This window comes from Phytobacter sp. (genome assembly GCF_059074235.1).
In genome coordinates, this window is sequence record NZ_JCACPZ010000008.1 from 343135 (window position 1) to 360264 (window position 17130).

A 17130-nucleotide genomic window follows, 5' to 3' on the forward strand; every position below is an offset into this window, starting at 1 on the left:
CTATTCATTAATTACAAATCCTTCTGCACGCATTTTGGTGAGAAGATCCTGCCAGCGGGAGAGTCGTTTACTGTCACCCACGCGTTTATTGCCGCCGGTTTGCGGCAGCCACAGCCCCTCCCCGTTAAAAGCGTAAACCGGGAGCAAGTCAGTACGCTGTGTCGCAGGCAAGATGGCAGTTTTCAGGTTATCCAGCACCAGCGGAACGGCATCGGGCGTGGCATACCAGGTGACAACCATGTGCGCCTGATTCAGTTGAAGCGCTTTAACGTAGGTAATACGCAACTGGTTAGCGGGCACCCCCATTTCGCGCAACGTGAAATACTTCGCCAGCGCAAAATCTTCGCAGTCACCTGCCCCTTTACGTAAAAATTCGATCGGTGTTGCCCAGTAATCCTGCTGTTTCCAGACGACAATATCATCCTTAAAGGCCATTCTTGCGTTAAAAAACCGGTTAACCAGGTTTAATTTGTCCTGGATGTTGGCCGGAGGTGGGTTTTTCAGTAACGCTGCCCACTCATCAATCCGCTGCCGGGCGGCGGGTGATGCCGGACCGTACAGTTTTTCAGTGCTGATAGTAATAGCGTTGAAATCCCACCCAGCCCCGATCCCAGGCGAAATCACCAATAGCACCACCAGCCAGAACGATAACCATCGCTGGCAAGTTGCAGAAAGGAAGGAGAAAGAGAGTCGCCAGGTCATGGGTTAGCCTGTCCGGGCAAAGTTGCTAACGAGTATAGTCAGTTGCATAGCACCTGCTCACTTTTCCCCGCCCCTTCTCGCCAGCGTTTGCGGTAGGCAACATAGCCCGAAAGGTAGTGTTCAACATCGTCGATCCGTACGCGATAACTGTGGTGACGAATAAAGAAACTGCCCACAATACGCGGAGGATTTTTGAAAAACATCGCCAGTTCCGGCCAGAAAAAGCCATTTGCCAGGTAGCGGGCGCGGGTCTCCAGCGCCTGGTTAAACACATCCATATCAAAGTCATCGAGCAGGTACTTATGCGGCGAAGTGACAAGGCGCTCAATCATACGTGACGCCGCCATCATCAGCTCCAGTAATGTGGGATAAGTGGTGATACGTTCCTGAACAAACTCCAGATGATCGCGAACGTTATCCAGCCCAAACTGGTAATAGCGCGCTTCGGGCCGGTACAGCGTCAGTTCGTTTACGCAGTAACTGAGCCAGTGATCGTGCGCCTGCCAGTGCTTTTGCTCGATGAAAAAGTCCATCGCCCGTTCCACCCTCGCCAGACATTCAGGCGCTTTCGTCAGACCATAGAGCCGCATCAGGGCAAACGCGGCTTCGCCATCGTAATAGATGATACGATGCGCCGCTTTCAGAGACAGATCCCCGGCATTGAGCACATGAACAAAACCGCCACTCTGCGGGTCCTGCATAAAGCCAATGCCGTTTGCCAGCCGGGCCATCTGCGCCAGATAGCGGCTGTCATCCGTTAATTCGGTATATTTCGCCATCGCCAGAATGCACACCGCGTTGCCACCCAGCTTAATTTCATCGCCGGTATCCACCAGGAAATCGGCTTCACTGCCGTCTGGCAACGTGTAAGTACGGATAAACGTGGTGCAAAGTGCGCCCAGTGCACGCTCGATTGCGGCGAAGTGCGCCGGATTTTGCGTCACTTCCCATCCTTCGAGCAGCGCATAGGTCGAGCTGGCATGGCGCAACGCGTTATAGGTGGGAATGGCGCGATCAAAGCACGGAAACCAGCCGTAGTGATAACGTCCGGACTCCGTCACCTGGCGGGCCAGATAATCGGTCGAGGAGGCAATCATGGGTTCAAGCGCCTTCTCCTGCCAGTCAGGCAACTGGCGATAGCCGCTGTTGCGCCCGTCCGATTCAATGTGCAGCACCTGCTCACCGTCACAAAACAGTGCGCGGGTGGTAAATCGCCACAGGGTTTGATCCGGCTGCGCGGGCCACTCCACCCGCGCCCCGAAGCGACGGCGGGAAAAATGGGCAAGGTTTTTGGGATTGGGAGTGGCAACGCCGATATCACCGTTATAGAGCAGCGCATTGGCGGCAATTTCCTGTTCCAGCATCGCGTAACGAAATGCCGGATCCAGGCTCAGCCCGAAGCGAAAATAGTTACGCTTGGTGTTCGCTAACCGGGCCTGCAACGCGTCCCAAGGCAACGCTTCTATTTTGTCGACGACATCCACCCGTAGCCAACGAGCCCGAACGCTGCTTTTTTTACGCCACAATTGTAATGCCTGCGTCCCCTGCTGCCAGGCGAGATCAAACGTCTTACCGCTGCCCTGCACAACATGGGCCCGGCTTTTGCCGTCAGAAACACTAAAGAAGAGGACCCAGGACGGGCAAAGGGGGGGATTTGACGCGCTCTCCAGCGTTTCGATAACCGGGCGGGTTTGCGCAAGTAAGTGGCTGAGCGACATGTGACTCCTTCATTGCACCCGGGAATTCCCAGTCCGAAAAATCCTTTTATCATCTTAACATTATGAATGCTTGGTTGTGTATTCTGTATGTCTATATCTTTGCCCCTGAGGCGGTGCCGTGAGGCGATATTACACACTTATTTTTCTGCTGCTGGTGGGCGTTTTTGCCCATGCCGAAACGCCGCTATTGTGGAACCAGGCCAGCATCAGGCATAACTGCCCGGTCAGTGACGATGCCACATGGGTAACGTACAGCAGCGGTAAAGCCTGCATTCGCTACTTTAGTGCAGGCGAACTGCATAACGCCCCGCAGGTGCTGGTGGTATTTAAGGGGGACAGAGTCTCGCTAATTAAGCGCGCGCCGGAAACCATCCCCGCCAATACCGGGGATGCGCAACGTCAACAGGCTCAGGCGATGATGCAAAAGAGCGGATTACCGACGGTGATCATTGCCCGGCCCGGCACGTATGGCTCCAGCGGCAATCACTATCGCCGTCGACAGCCGGAAGAGTTTCTCGCCCTCGATGCTGCCCTTGAGGCGATCAAAGTACGCTACGGTATTTCGCATTTTATTCTCAGCGGCCACAGCGGTGGTGCAACCGCAGCGTCGGCGCTACTCACCTATGGGCGTCGCGATATTGACTGCGCCATCCTGACATCCGGGGCCTGGGGTCTGCTGGAACGGGCTGAACGGATGCGCCATGAACGCGGTGAAGCCTCTGCACCTCAGCTTGACGGCACCGGACTGCCGAACCCGTGGGATCCTCTTGACCACATTAACGGTATTTCTGCCGATCCCGCACGGCTGATTGTAGTGATCGGCAATCCGCAGGACCGCAACACGCCCTTCGATTTACAGACGCGGTTTGCCGATGCACTGCGTCAGCAGGGCCACCGGGTGACGTTGCTTGAACGCCCCGCCATTGCGCCGGAATATCATGACCTGCAGGGCAATCCAGGCATTGACGCCGTGACACTCTGTCCACACCGCCGTCCTGCTGACCAGGCGTAAGGAGACGACCATGAGCCCGAAATCCTCCCCTTCCCGCCCTGTGCAAAAAAGCTGTCCGGGCTGGACTGCCGCAGAGCTCACACGGCTTCTGCCCGGCAGCGTCTGGCATAACCGGCCGGATGAAAACTGGTCAGCAGGCGATATCGCCATTTTGCATGACAGCACGGAATTTCCCCGCCCCTGTCTGTTTGTAGCCATCGACCCCGAGACCTGGCACCAGGGTTCTGGTAACACCGGGTTGTATGCAGGCTGGAACGATACCCATGACACGCTGGTACAACACGCCTTACGTTACTGCGGGGCAATCGTTCAGCGCTACCTCGACGGACTCCCGCCTGATTTTCCACAACTGGTTATCGGCGATAGTTATCAGGCGCTGCATGTACTGGCGCAAGAGGCGCGGCGGCGGTTGAATGGCAGGCTGGTGGCGATAACCGGAACGGTGGGCAAAACCTCGACCAAAGAGATGCTGGAGGGCATTCTCACCAGCACAATGTCCGTCGTGGCAAGTCGCGGCAACCACAATACCCGCACGGGGGCATCGGTCACCCTGGCGCGTGCGGCGTGCGATCCCGACGCGGTGGTGATGGAGGTGGCGATCTCCGCCTTGTGGATGCGTAACGGTGGGATCGGGCCACACATCAAGCCCCACATCGTTATCATTACCGAAATTGGCATGACGCAGGTGGGTAAAAATATCACCACCCTGAAGGATGTCGCCCGTTTTAAGTCGCGCATCAGCCACGGTCTGATCCCTGGGGGCTACGCCATTTTGCATCGTGATATGGCGGAATATGACACCGTCGCGGCCCGGGTTGCTCGGGATGGCGCACGCATCATCAGCTACGGTTTCAGCGCGCAAGCAGATGTGCGCATTACCGCCATGATGCCTGACGACAACGGCAGTCTGGTTACGCTTTCGTTCCACCAGCAAACACTACGTTACCGACTGGCGGTGGCAGGCAAAGGCGGCGTGCTCAACTCGGTGGCCTCGCTGATTGCTGCCGACCTGCTGGGCGTCAGTCTGCCCTACATTATCGCGGGTCTTGAAGCGTATTGCGGTGACGATCGGCATATGTGCATCACTCCCCTCACTCTGCCTGGCGGCGGCTCAGCCACGCTGATTGATGACAGCTACAACGCCGAATATCTTTCCATGCTCAACGCGTTTGATGTAGCAGCACAACGCGCCCGTGATAGTGGGGGTCGTGTGGTTGCCCTGCTCGGGCGCATCATCAATCTCGGCGAGCAAACCGAGGAAATCCACCGCTCGCTCGCCTCCCCTTTGCTGAAAACCGGCTGTCAGCAGGTTTTTCTTCACGGTGAGGAGATGGCGGCATTGCATGAGGCACTCCCACAGATCGTTCAAAGCGGCCATTTTCTGACGGCCCAGGCGCTGGTCGATGTCGCAGCACCGGAATTACGTGCAGGCGATATTGTGCTGGTTAAAGGCAGTGTACGAAATTCCGACTTCAGGCAGGTTGTCGGGCTGCTCAAAACCCGGCTTGCCAACCTGCCCCCCCGTCCAGGCATAAAAACAGCACGCCTGTTGATCAATCTCACCACGGGTGAACAGCGAGTGGCTGATCGGGCCGATACTCCTTTTGCACCGCACTACCTGAGTCAGTTGTTGCTGACATGCTGTTTTGCTGAACGTCTGTTAAATAAAAAAGTGACGCTGGAAACCGCCATTGACGTGCGAAACATCTCCGCAGACATCCTCAAAGGAAACCCGGCACTCGGTCTGGAAAACGGCAAAAAACTGACAGTGAAATCATTGCTACAAGGAATGCTGATTCACAACGCCTGCGATGCCGCCATCAATTTGGCAGAGTATCTGGCGGGCAGCAGTGCCAACGCGCTTGTTCAGTTACGCAGCCTGAGTACCCGGCTTGAGATGACGCAGACGCACATTAATAACGTCTCAGGACGCACCCGACCAGGCCTGCGTACCACGCTTGAAGATGTTGCCAGGCTCATGCGTTATTTCTCGCTGCACTACCCGCATTTTCTGGCGTGGTTTTGCGAGAGTGAAGCGATTATCGGTGAGCGTATGTACCGTAAAACCGGCAATTTACAGAGTGACGGTAGCGCATGGGGGCAATTCAGCGCCGGAAACTGGGGGTTCGCATTACAGTGGGTGGCAGGCGAGCTGTGGCTGGCGGGTGCGGCAGGGGCTACCGATGCTTTCCACCTCGATTATCTGCTGGACGCATTACTGGCGAAGACCGGTGACCTGCACTCTGCCCCGGTCAGAATGCCTGAAACGCGGCAACTCACCACACCTGTCGCCACTCTGACCCTGCTCGGGGACACCTACTTTGGTGAGTGGTACACCCAGAGACGCAAAGCACGCGGCATAGATGACGCGCTGCAACGCCATGGCTATAACCACAGTTTTGCCGCGCTGGCACCGCTGCTGCAAGGGAGTGATTTTACCCTCGCCAACTTTGAGGCCGCGCTGGCAGTCGATCTGAGCGCCAGCCTCGAAGGCCGTAAACCTTTTTGCCTGACCGGCTCGCCAGCCTCCTCGGTGAGCGAGCTTAAAAAGCGCGGCATTGATGCCGTGGCGCTTGGTAACAACCACGCAATGGATGCTGGGTTGCCAGGTTTGAAGAGTACGCTGGCCGCATTTGAGGACGGTGGCATTATCAGCCTGGGCGCAGGGTTAAATGCTCATCAGGCTGAATCACCGCTCGTGATTACGGTGGGTGAGCGCACCTTTAAAATCTACAGCGCTTACTGGTATCGGCAGTATATGGAACAGGCATGTGCTTTCTATGCCCGGGCACGTCGAGCAGGTGTTGCCTGCCTGAGCGGCGGGCTGGCAGAACAGCTACGGCAGGAGAAGGCACGCGAAAATCCTGCTACCACAATTGTCCTTGCTCATTGGGGACTGGATTACCGCTGGACCACACCCATGCAACGCGCGCTGGCGAAGCAACTTACCGAGGCCGGGGCCGATTTAATTATCGGTTCCGGGCCACATATGCCAGGCGAAGCTGTTCGCTTAGGGCAAAGTCTGGTGGTCTACAGTATCGGTAACGCGGTATTTAACAGTAACGGCGAGTTTCAGGAGCGCAGCATGCCCCCTTATGGGTTTATCGTGCGGCTTCTGGTGGGCACCAGGACACCGCAGATCCAGCTACTGCCGATATTTACCGACAATAAAAAAACCTTCTGGCAACCGCGCCCGGTTAACGACGCGGAATTCGAGGATCTGCTTTTGCACCTGGCAGCACAGGGAATGCCTGTTATTCGGGAAGGACAAACCGGCGAGGGCTGGCAGGCGGTCAATATCAATAGTGAACGCATGTTGACCATGACGCTGGATAATCGTTTTGGCGAGGCGTGAACCGACAGTTTCCGAGAGGGCTGTCTGCATCGATAATAAAACTGCACCTTACTCAGCAGAAACTCTGCTTTTGAGGTGCAGTATTTTTATCAGGAATTTATCTGCATAACTGTAGTGTTAAATTTCCCTAAGAATTTAATTTTGCTGTTGTTTCGTCACTCTTTACTTGCAAAAACTCTCTGTATTTCTGGATTTCATCAGTATTGCACTGAAGAACAATACAGTACCCTTCAATCCATACTTTCACGTCGTGTTCATGAAAACTGCTCTCAAAGAGACGTCGCCACTCATCACTCGGCACGCCTTCGAGTTCAAAATACTTAAGTGCACCATTCCCGCGTTGGGTGCGGTGCTCATCCACTCCAATTATTTTCATGCGATTTATCCTAAGAAAAACCGCTGAAATAGTAACCTCTGAAAGTTTGGCGGAATGACGTTAATGAATAAAAACGATCAGCCGCCGACTTAAATGAAATTTAAGAATGATTTAACCATGAATGTCTTGCTCGTCATCTATAATCGTAGCAATTGCAGGGGTTACTCTTCCGCTATCGTGGCATCCGCCCAGAGTGTTGCCACTGTCATGGCATCAATGGCAACAAAATCGGGAATATCGAGTGTGTTCGCTAACGTTTTTACGTCAACCCACTCGCGCCGATCAAAATGGCAGGCCAGGAGGAGGATTTGGTAAAGTTTGCCTTTTTTATGCACCAATGCATCGTTTATCAGGGGAGAGATAGCAAGTTGTTGGCAAATATCTTCGATGGGCGTCTCGAGAATCGCGTCCAGCAATGACAATAATCCGCACAAGAAAGCATCCTGCGGGCTACAAGAGGGCAAAGCCTTCTCGACCATGACTTCACAGAATTTCGCCCGTACCAACGACAAATGATAAAGTTCATGATTATTTTTATTATTTAGATTAGTCAGACAAGCTAAAGAGACAAAACGTGAGAGTTCTTTTCGCCCTAAATACATGACGATATTTTTTAGAGTTAAATGTTCACTTTCAGTAATACCGCTCACCCGAAAAATAATATTTCTCGCATACTTCAATATCTTGTACGTCAGCGTGAGATCGTGTTCCAGGATGAGTTCAATTTTATCGAAATCCAACTCCGGTGCATTAACCGCATTTAAGAGTTGAAAAAGATGAGAAGCTTTATGCGACAATCGTTTGGTTTTTACGATTTCGGGCTTACTGTAAAAATACCCCTGAAAAAGTGAGAACCCTTTTTGTTTATATTTTTCGAATTCTGCATGGGTTTCCACTTTTTCTGCCAGCAAAATGATGCCATGAAGATGGATTGAGAACATGTTTAAAAACTGGTTAATGTCCTCATCGCTACTCGCCTGGATATCAAATTTAATGATTTTTATGTAGGGAAAGAATCGCTGCCACGCGGCATCCATCGTAAAGTCATCGAGGGCTAGTGCGTACCCTCCTGAATGTAAGCGTATTACCGCGTCCAGCAAGGCATCATCGGGTACAGCATCCTCAAGGATCTCAATCACCACTTTTTCACGGGGCAAGGCGTCTGCCAGACCTTGTATTATCATCTGATAAGGAAAGTTAATGAGTGATAAATGTTCCCCGACCAGTCGGCACAGCGGCGTTCCCAGAAACTGATCGGAGATCATCTGACTGGTTGCGTATTCGGGTTTGACATCCGGAAAGTAATTATTTAACCCAACCCGAAAGAGAAGCTCATACGCCACAGTATGCAGGTCGCGATCAAAAACGGGCTGCCGTGCTACAAACGAGTACATAATATTCCCGTGAAATATTAAAAAAATTTATCGAATACTTTTAAAATAACTGATTTAACTTCTAGTTATAAACGAAGATTTTTATCTGAAACGGATAACGGATGCAATCATTATCCTCACAGATAATTATGAAATTTTTTAATTATGGAGAGAAAATGCAAATTGAAAAATTTGCCTCGATTCATGTCATATTTAATTGACAAGCATCAATGAAACAAACCTGAATGCGAGCATTCACCAGTAGCAATATCATTAAGAATGCGAAAAGATCCGCAACGGCGACTTTAAAATAAATCCTCATCAGAAAGTATCACCTGCATTCAATTAAAAAGCAGTCCAACACGGACTTAATTCAAATACCCAGTGAATTGATGTCTTCTCACTGGAAGACGAACGCAAAAGAGAAGAGAAAGACCAGGGGTCTCTGGAGGGGCTCGTCGAACCCTTACGGCCTCGGAATGGGTTAATAAATGTGCTAGCGATCACAAAATACCCTTACTAATCAAAGCGGAAAAAACAGGTTTCAGCCATGTTACAACTCGTCGCCGAACCCGCATTTATTACAGGTGGAAATCAAAGTGTCGCCAAAGCCCGACAGTCTGTAAGTGACGGAAATTATTTAAAAAAAAGCCCCTTGTAAGCCTCCATTTTTAAGCGTACATTAGCCCCGTTTGGCGTGATTCACGCCACAAATTCTGAGATGGAGCTGTGGCCGAAAGGGAGAAAATTCCCATTTTCAATTTGGCGTAGTTTCACCTCTCTATACTCAGTCCTGATCTGGTCATGAATGCATACCTTGTGTATGCGGAGCGATGAAGCGTGAAATATTTCTTTATGGGCATTTCGGTGATGGTCATTGTTTGGGCCGGCACATTCGCCCTGATGATCTGAGCAACGAATAAAGCAAAAAAGAACAGGAGCCATTTGGCTCCTGTTTTCATTGGGCAATTACGGTAAGTTTCAGCTTATTCCGTATCTTCCACAGCTGATTTTGCGGATGCAGGCAGTAGCCCGTCAGCACGGAACATCGCTTTAATTCCTCTTACCGCCTGACGAATACGATCGCGGTTCTCGATCAGTGCAAAACGCACGTGCGTATCGCCATAATCACCAAAGCCGATGCCCGGCGAAACGCAAACTTTCGCGTCCTGCAGCATCTTTTTAGCAAACTCTAATGAGCCCATTGCTGCGTACTGTTCCGGAATTTTCGCCCAGACGTACATTGACGCCTTTGGCATCTCAACCATCCAGCCCGCTTCATGCAGACCTTTGACCAGCACATCGCGACGACGCTTATATTGCGCGGCAATGTCTTTGACACACTGCTGATCGCCTTCAAGTGCTGCAATCGCGGCAACCTGTAACGGCGTAAAGGTGCCGTAATCATGGTAGCTTTTGATACGCGCCAGCGCGTTCACCAGCGTCTTATTACCGACCATGAAGCCGATACGCCAGCCAGCCATGTTGTAGCTTTTTGATAAGGTGAAGAACTCCACCGCGACATCACGTGCACCCGGCACCTGCATAATCGACGGGGCTTTCCAGCCGTCATAGACAATATCGGCATAGGCCAGATCATGCACCACCAGCACATCATAGCGTTTTGCCAAAGCAACCACTTTCTCAAAAAACTCCAGCTCAACACACTGGGCAGTTGGGTTCGAAGGGAAGCCGAGGATCATCATCTTCGGCTTCGGATAACTTTCACGAATTGCACGTTCCAGTTCGTTAAAGAAATCCACCCCTTCCACCAGCGGGACAGAGCGCACCTGAGCACCAGCAATCACCGCGCCATAAATGTGGATCGGATAACTGGGATTGGGCACCAGCACGGTATCACCGTGATCCAGCGTCGCCAGCATCAAATGCGCCAGCCCCTCTTTCGAACCGATGGTCACGATCGCTTCGGTTTCAGGATCAATATCAACGTCATAACGATCCTGATACCAGCGGGAAATCGCACGACGCAGACGCGGAATACCGCGAGACGTGGAATAACCATGTGTATCCGGGCGCTGAACGACAGTACAAAGTTTTTCGACGATATGCGCCGGTGTCGCGCCGTCGGGGTTACCCATGCTGAAATCAATAATGTCTTCGCCGCGCCGACGCGCAGCCATTTTCAGTTCAGCAGTGATGTTAAAAACATAAGGGGGGAGACGATCGATACGCGTGAAACGGCGTTCAGGACTGAATTCAGCCATAGATTCCTCAGATTACGTTAGCGCCCGGACCGTCCGAGCGACGCTGCCACGATGGTGGCGTCTAATGAAAATAGCCTGAAAAAAAACCTGCTGTCGAGAGGAAAAGTAAAAATAATTCAGCGCGCAAAAAGAGGAACAGAGAATTCAGATGAGTAAAAACAATGTGTAGTATTAATGTTTATTAGTGCATCAAATTTAACATATTGATATCAGTGTAATTACCTCGTGCATCAGAGTTTTTTACGCGATAGCGAAAAATCTCGTACCCTGCATCAATCCCCTTTTAAATAAATGGTTTTTCCTCATTGAATGAGTCGTGTACTTAACTGGTCATCTGCACTGATGTTTTTTATCATAGCTTTTTCACGCTTTTTACATGAGTTCCCCGTGCACGAAATATTCGACATGCTGCTGGCGGTTTTTGATCGGGCCGCGCTGATGCTGATCTGTCTCTTCTTTCTGATTCGCATCCGTTTGTTCCGAGAGTTGCTGCATAAAACCGCACATACACCGAAAGAGCTACTCGCCGTCACTGCCATTTTTTCCATGTTCGCACTCTTCAGCACATGGTCTGGCGTGCCAGTTGAAGGTTCGCTGGTCAATGTGCGTATCATCGCCGTGATGTCCGGGGGCATTTTGTTCGGCCCCTGGGTGGGCATCATTACGGGCGTAATTGCCGGGATCCATCGCTACCTGATTGATATCGGTGGCGTCACCGCAGTGCCCTGCTTAATCACCAGCATTATTGCTGGCATTCTTTCCGGCTGGATAAATATCAAAATCCCAAAAGCGAAGCACTGGCGAGTGGGGATTATTGCCGGAATGCTCTGCGAAACACTGACCATGACGCTGGTCGTGCTTTGGGCCCCCACTACAGCACTGGGCCTGGATATCGTGTCAAAAATCGGCGTACCGATGATCCTCGGGAGCGTCTGTGTTGGCTTCATTGTGCTGCTGGTGCAAAGCGTCGAAGGCGAAAAAGAGGCTATCGCCGGACGACAGGCAAAGCTGGCGCTTGATATTGCCAATAAAACCTTGCCGCTATTCCGTAATGTGAATAACGAATCGCTGCGTAAGGTCTGCGATATTATCCGCCGGGATATTGATGCCGATGCCGTGGCCATCACCAACGTCGATCACGTTTTGGTCTACGTTGGGGTGGGCGAAGATAATTATCACGACAATGACGATATTATTAGCCCCACAACCAAACAGGCCATCGACAGTGGCGAAATCATCATTAAAAACAATGATGAAGCCCATCGTACGCCGGAAATACACTCGATGCTGGTCATTCCGCTGCGGGAGCAGGGAGTGGTAACTGGCACGTTGAAAATTTACTATTGCCACGCTCACCAGATTACCTCGTCATTACAGGAAATGGCGGTAGGCTTATCGCAAATTATCTCCACCCAGCTTGAGGTTTCACGTGCAGAACAGTTGCGCGAAATGGCCAATAAAGCAGAGTTGCGGGCGTTACAAAGTAAAATTAACCCCCACTTCTTATTTAATGCCCTGAATGCCATTTCTTCCTCTATTCGCCTGAATCCGGACACCGCCCGGCAGCTTATTTTTAATTTATCTCGCTATCTGCGCTATAACATTGAATTAAAAGATGATGAGCAGATCGACATTAAGAAAGAGCTGTATCAAATTAAAGATTATATTGCGATTGAACAGGCTCGCTTCGGCGACAAACTCACTGTCATTTATGACATTGATGAAGAGGTCAGTTGCGTCATTCCCAGCCTGTTAATCCAGCCGCTGGTAGAAAATGCGATTGTCCATGGTATTCAGCCCTGTAAGGGCAAAGGCGTTGTGACGATCAGCGTGGCAGAATGTGGTCGCCGGGTACGTATTGCCGTGCGCGATACCGGTAATGGTATTTCACCGGAGATGATTGCCCGCGTGGAAGCCAATGAGATGCCAGGCAACAAAATTGGCCTGCTTAATGTCCACCAGCGTGTGAAATTATTGTACGGGGAAGGTTTGCACATTAAGCGTCTGACGCAAGGTACAGAAATTGCGTTTTATGTCCCCATGCACGCGTCACCCGCTGCGGTGTCTGCGACCTTGCTGCCTTAAGAGATAAATAAATGAAAGTCATCATTGTTGAAGACGAAATACTGGCTCAGCAAGAGCTTAGCTGGCTGATAAAAGAACACAGTCAGATGGAAATTGTGGGCACATTTGATGACGGCCTGGATGTGCTGAAATACCTACAGCACAATAAAGTGGATGCCATTTTCCTGGATATTAATATCCCGTCACTCGATGGTGTGCTGCTGGCGCAAAATATTAGTCAGTTCGCCCATAAACCGTTTATCGTGTTTATCACAGCGTGGAAAGAGCATGCGGTAGAGGCCTTCGAGCTGGAGGCGTTTGACTATATTCTTAAGCCGTACCAGGAATCACGTATTATCAGCATGCTGCAAAAACTGGAAAGCGCCTGGCAGCAGCAAACCGGCGCAGCTGCTAACCCGGCACCGCGTGAAAACCTGACCATAAACCTGGTGAAAGATGAGCGCATCATCGTGACCAGCATTCACGATATTTATTACGCTGAAGCCCACGAGAAGATGACCTTCGTCTATACAAAGCGTGAGTCATTTGTGATGCCAATGAATATCACCGAGTTTTGCGGCAAGCTGCCCGCCGCGCATTTCTTCCGTTGTCATCGCTCGTACTGCGTGAATCTGGATAAAATTCGTGAGATTGAACCCTGGTTTAATAACACCTATATCGTGCGACTGCGGGACCTGGATTTTCAGGTTCCCGTCAGCCGCAGCAAGGTCAAAGAATTCAGGCAGCTAATGCATCTTTAGAGATAGAAGCCCAGAGTCTGACGCAGGTGAGCACCCGCCCCCAGCAGGCCTGGATTGTCGTGCACGATCAAATAGACAGGGATGTCCTGGACGTAGGATTTAAAGCGCCCTTTATCTTCAAAACCACCACGGAAACCGGAAGCGGTGAAGAAATCCAGGAAACGCGGCACAATGCCGCCTGCAATGTAGACGCCACCGAAGGTGCCGAGCGTTAACGCCAGGTTGCCACCAAAACGGCCCATGATCACGCAGAAGAGTGACAGTGCACGGCGGCAATCGATGCAGCTATCCGCCAGCGCACGCTCGGTAATGTCCTTCGGCTGCAGGTTTTCCGGCAGTCGGCCATCCGATTTTACAATCGCGCGATACAAGTTGATTAAACCCGGGCCTGAAAGTACACGCTCAGCGGAGACGTGGCCGATTTCCGCACGCAGCTCTTCAAGAATGATGCCCTCTTCTTCACTGTTTGGCGCGAAGTCAACGTGCCCACCTTCGCCTGGCAGGCTCACCCAGCGCTTGTCGACATGCACTAAATGCGCAACGCCCAGCCCAGTGCCTGCACCGTAAACGGCAATCGGTTTTCCTTCCACCGCATCGTTGCCACCGAACTGGATCAAATGCTCTTTTTTGAGCATCGGGATAGCCATGGAGACGGCAGTGAAATCATTGATGATTTCGAGGTGAGCAAAACCAAGATGGTTTTTCATCTCTTCAATAGAGAATGCCCAGGTGTGGTTGGTCATTGCTACCCAATCACCAGTGATGGGGCAGGCAATGGCAATACAGCCATCTTCGACGCTAACCTTATGCTCATCGAGGTACACGCGTACCACAGCCTCAAGGCTTGGATAATCCAGACCGGAATAGGTTTTGGCCTGGGAAATCTCACCGCTGTCGACATCACATAACGCCAGTCGAGCATTGGTGCCGCCCACGTCCCCTACTAAAGCATATTTTGTCATTCTTTTACGGCTCCGCTAAAGTCAGAATAAATCTTTGGCACACTGTAAATTCAAGGCGCTGTAACAACAACGACCATAGCATGAGTGCCCCGGGATTATCGATCTGCATCACAGATTAACGTAATGATTTCAGCCGCGTTTGCACTCACCCTGGTTTTATAACGGGTTAAGTGTTGCCATAAAACAGTTAAAAGGAAATGAGCATGCTCCATCCGCGCGCCAGAACGATGTTATTACTGGCTCTCCCCGCACTGGCAATTGGCGTAGCATCAAGCCTGGTGCTCCTGCTGGTGATGAAAGTCGCTGCCGTATTGCAAACATTGTTTTGGCAGAGCCTCCCCTACCGGATGGGGTTTACCCCGGATTCTCCTTTATGGGTGGTGTCGATGCTCACGCTGACCGGCATCGCCGTGGGGCTGGTGATTCGCTACAGCGCAGGGCATGGTGGCCCGGATCCTGCTACCGAACCCTTAATCGGTGCCCCGGTAAATGTCTCTGCATTACCGGGACTGGTCGCCGCACTGATCCTTGGCCTGGCGGGTGGCGTAAGCCTCGGTCCAGAACACCCGATCATGGTGCTCAATATCGCACTTGCTGTTGCGCTGGGTGGTAAAATTTTCCCCCGCGTGGCTCCGCTGGACTGGACTATCCTTGCCTCTGCCGGAACCATCGGTGCACTTTTTGGCACCCCGGTTGCCGCTGCTCTGATCTTTTCTCAGACCCTGAATGCCAGCAATGATATCCCCCTGTGGGACAAACTCTTCGCTCCCTTAATGGCAGCCGCTGCGGGGGCACTAACCACCAGCGTGTTCTTCCACCCGCACTTCGCGCTGCCCGTTGCCCATTACCCTCAGTTGCATATCATTGATATTGTTAGCGGCGCGGTAGTGTGTGCTATTGCCATAGCTCTTGGTATGGTGGCCGTCTGGTGTATGCCCAGGTTGCATCAACTTATGCAGCGCATCAAAAGCCCGGTACTGGCGTTAGGGATTGGCGGATTTGTTCTGGGCATTTTGGGCGTTGTTGGCGGCAATATCACCCTGTTCAAAGGGCTGGACGAGATGCAACAGATGGCCTTCTCCCAGACCTTTACGGTGACCGATTACCTGCTGTTTGCGGTGGTGAAACTGGCGGCACTGGTTGTTGCTGCCGCCTGCGGCTTCAGAGGGGGGCGCATCTTCCCGGCAGTGTTCGTTGGGGTCGCGTTAGGCTTGATGTTACATGAACATGTGGAAGCGGTTCCGGCTGCAATTACCATCTCTTGCGCCATTCTGGGTATCGTTCTGGTGGTCACCCGCGATGCCTGGCTCAGCCTGTTTATGGCCGCCGCCGTTGTACCCGATACCTCTTTGCTTCCCTTGCTATGTATAGTAATGCTGCCTGCATGGCTGTTGCTGGCGGGTAAACCTGTCATGATCGCGCCACGGAAAAAATAAGTGCGCCGGTCCCAAATTTTCGTGTACAGGTAAGCGGTATCCGACAAGCTGGTGTAAGCTCAAACACTCTTTTGTGTAAACGTATACACCGACAACGTAAGGGCACCGAGATGGTTTATCAGGCCGATGAAACACGTTACCAGCGTATGGAGTACCGCCGTTGTGGCGACAGTGGTTTAAAGCTTCCGGCCGTGTCGCTGGGGTTATGGCATAACTTTGGCGATGCGACGCTGATTGAGAACAGCCGCCAGTTACTGCGGCATGCGTTTGATCTGGGGATCACCCACTTTGATCTCGCCAACAACTACGGCCCACCTCCGGGATCGGCAGAACGCAACTTTGGTCGTCTGTTGCAGGAAGATTTCCTGCCATATCGTGATGAGCTGATCATCTCCAGCAAAGCCGGTTACACCATGTGGGACGGCCCTTACGGGGACTGGGGCTCACGCAAGTATTTGATCTCAAGCCTTGACCAAAGCCTTAAGCGGATGGGGCTGGAGTATGTCGATATCTTTTATCATCATCGTCCGGATCCTGAAACGCCTTTAAAAGAGACGATGCGCGCGCTAGATCATATCGTGCGTCAGGGAAAAGCGCTGTACGTTGGCCTCTCCAACTACCCGGCTGAGCTGGCACGCCAGGCCATTGATATTCTCAACGATCTGGGTACCCCCTGCCTGATTCATCAACCTAAATATTCGATGTTTGAGCGTTGGGTAGAAGATGGCTTACTGGATGTTCTCAGCGAAAAAGGGGTCGGGAGTATTGCGTTTTCACCGCTTGCGGGAGGGCAGTTAACCGACCGCTATCTCAACGGAATTCCGGCTGACTCTCGTGCTGCCAGTGGCAGCCGCTTCCTGAATCCTGACCAGCTCACCGAAGAGAAACTGGCAAAAGTCCGCCAGCTCAATGAGATTGCGGAAAAACGCCGACAAAAACTGTCGCAAATGGCGCTGGCCTGGGTACTGCGCGGTGACAGAGTAACGTCCGTGCTGATCGGAGCCAGTAAAACCAGCCAGCTTGATGATGCTGTGGGCGCAATGGCTAACCGTCAGTTTAGTGCTGCCGAGTGTGATGCTATTGACGCCATTCTGAACTGCTCAAAATAACATCGTTTTTAGCAAAAAGTGCTGCTACCCCGCATTT

Annotated in this window: 13 protein-coding genes; 7 read left to right on the forward strand and 6 right to left on the reverse strand. The window is 51.8% G+C overall.

The window, feature by feature from the left end; genetic code table 11:
- Together lapG and AC5JPW_RS19450 are read right to left on the reverse strand one after the other, a co-directional pair.
- Positions 1-702 (reverse strand): cysteine protease LapG, encoded by a 702-nt coding sequence (gene lapG / locus AC5JPW_RS19445; RefSeq protein WP_494242757.1) that lies wholly within the window; start codon positions 700-702, stop codon positions 1-3.
- A 38-nt stretch (positions 703-740) separates the two neighbouring features.
- Complete coding sequence (locus AC5JPW_RS19450) at positions 741-2420, reverse strand: Mur ligase (protein WP_494242758.1); 1680 nt, start codon at positions 2418-2420, stop codon at positions 741-743.
- A 118-nt stretch (positions 2421-2538) separates the two neighbouring features.
- On the opposite strand from AC5JPW_RS19450, the gene AC5JPW_RS19455 reads away from it, so the two are divergent.
- Together AC5JPW_RS19455 and AC5JPW_RS19460 are read left to right on the forward strand one after the other, a co-directional pair.
- Positions 2539-3432, forward strand: a complete 894-nt coding sequence (locus AC5JPW_RS19455; protein ID WP_494242759.1) for an alpha/beta hydrolase family protein — start codon at positions 2539-2541, stop codon at positions 3430-3432.
- A 10-nt stretch (positions 3433-3442) separates the two neighbouring features.
- Positions 3443-6787 (forward strand): CapA family protein, encoded by a 3345-nt coding sequence (locus tag AC5JPW_RS19460; RefSeq protein ID WP_494242760.1) that lies wholly within the window; start codon positions 3443-3445, stop codon positions 6785-6787.
- Positions 6788-6914: 127 nt separating this feature from the next.
- Here the strand turns inward: AC5JPW_RS19460 and AC5JPW_RS19465 are convergent, their stop codons facing one another.
- Entirely contained in the window at positions 6915-7163 is a 249-nt protein-coding gene (locus AC5JPW_RS19465; RefSeq protein WP_494242761.1) for a hypothetical protein, read from the reverse strand.
- A 161-nt stretch (positions 7164-7324) separates the two neighbouring features.
- On the reverse strand, positions 7325-8557 hold the full coding sequence (locus AC5JPW_RS19470; RefSeq protein ID WP_494242762.1) for an EAL and HDOD domain-containing protein: 1233 nt from the start codon (positions 8555-8557) through the stop codon (positions 7325-7327).
- Between the two features lie 819 nt (positions 8558-9376).
- On the opposite strand from AC5JPW_RS19470, the gene ypdK reads away from it, so the two are divergent.
- A complete protein-coding gene (ypdK, locus tag AC5JPW_RS19475; RefSeq protein ID WP_099458783.1) occupies positions 9377-9448 on the forward strand; it encodes a membrane protein YpdK in 72 nt (23 codons plus the stop codon).
- 74 nt (positions 9449-9522) lie between these two features.
- Here the strand turns inward: ypdK and alaC are convergent, their stop codons facing one another.
- Entirely contained in the window at positions 9523-10761 is a 1239-nt protein-coding gene (gene alaC / locus AC5JPW_RS19480; RefSeq protein WP_494242763.1) for an alanine transaminase, read from the reverse strand.
- A 387-nt stretch (positions 10762-11148) separates the two neighbouring features.
- Between alaC and AC5JPW_RS19485 the strand changes: the two genes are divergently transcribed.
- Both AC5JPW_RS19485 and AC5JPW_RS19490 read left to right on the forward strand, forming a co-directional pair.
- The gene (locus AC5JPW_RS19485) at positions 11149-12846 is read left to right on the forward strand and encodes a LytS/YhcK type 5TM receptor domain-containing protein (RefSeq protein ID WP_494242764.1); all 1698 of its coding nucleotides are present in this window, start codon (positions 11149-11151) and stop codon (positions 12844-12846) included.
- An 11-nt stretch (positions 12847-12857) separates the two neighbouring features.
- Positions 12858-13586 carry a LytR/AlgR family response regulator transcription factor gene (locus AC5JPW_RS19490; RefSeq protein ID WP_494242765.1) on the forward strand — a complete coding sequence of 243 codons (729 nt, stop codon included), beginning with the start codon at positions 12858-12860 and terminating at the stop codon, positions 13584-13586.
- Here AC5JPW_RS19490 and glk read toward each other — a convergent pair.
- Entirely contained in the window at positions 13583-14548 is a 966-nt protein-coding gene (gene glk / locus AC5JPW_RS19495; RefSeq protein WP_494242766.1) for a glucokinase, read from the reverse strand. The two genes, AC5JPW_RS19490 and glk, sit on opposite strands and share 4 nt — an antisense overlap.
- Before the next feature lie 203 nt (positions 14549-14751).
- Here glk and AC5JPW_RS19500 point away from each other — a divergent pair, with 203 nt between their 5' ends.
- On the forward strand, positions 14752-15984 hold the full coding sequence (locus tag AC5JPW_RS19500; protein WP_494242767.1) for an ion channel protein: 1233 nt from the start codon (positions 14752-14754) through the stop codon (positions 15982-15984).
- 110 nt (positions 15985-16094) lie between these two features.
- On the forward strand, positions 16095-17093 hold the full coding sequence (gene mgrA / locus AC5JPW_RS19505) for an L-glyceraldehyde 3-phosphate reductase (protein WP_494242768.1): 999 nt from the start codon (positions 16095-16097) through the stop codon (positions 17091-17093).
- Positions 17094-17130: the final 37 nt, after the last annotated feature.

Excerpts from the sequence above, each read along its gene's own strand:
- lapG (WP_494242757.1), bottom strand. The coding sequence starts at position 702 with ATGACCTGGCGACTCTCTTTCTCCTTCCTTTCTGCAACTTGCCAGCGA.
- AC5JPW_RS19450 (WP_494242758.1), bottom strand. The coding sequence starts at position 2,420 with ATGTCGCTCAGCCACTTACTTGCGCAAACCCGCCCGGTTATCGAAACG.
- AC5JPW_RS19460 (WP_494242760.1), top strand. The coding sequence starts at position 3,443 with ATGAGCCCGAAATCCTCCCCTTCCCGCCCTGTGCAAAAAAGCTGTCCG.
- AC5JPW_RS19465 (WP_494242761.1), bottom strand. The coding sequence starts at position 7,163 with ATGAAAATAATTGGAGTGGATGAGCACCGCACCCAACGCGGGAATGGT.
- AC5JPW_RS19470 (WP_494242762.1), bottom strand. The coding sequence starts at position 8,557 with ATGTACTCGTTTGTAGCACGGCAGCCCGTTTTTGATCGCGACCTGCAT.
- alaC (WP_494242763.1), bottom strand. The coding sequence starts at position 10,761 with ATGGCTGAATTCAGTCCTGAACGCCGTTTCACGCGTATCGATCGTCTC.
- AC5JPW_RS19490 (WP_494242765.1), top strand. The coding sequence starts at position 12,858 with ATGAAAGTCATCATTGTTGAAGACGAAATACTGGCTCAGCAAGAGCTT.
- glk (WP_494242766.1), bottom strand. The coding sequence starts at position 14,548 with ATGACAAAATATGCTTTAGTAGGGGACGTGGGCGGCACCAATGCTCGA.
- AC5JPW_RS19500 (WP_494242767.1), top strand. The coding sequence starts at position 14,752 with ATGCTCCATCCGCGCGCCAGAACGATGTTATTACTGGCTCTCCCCGCA.
- mgrA (WP_494242768.1), top strand. The coding sequence starts at position 16,095 with ATGGTTTATCAGGCCGATGAAACACGTTACCAGCGTATGGAGTACCGC.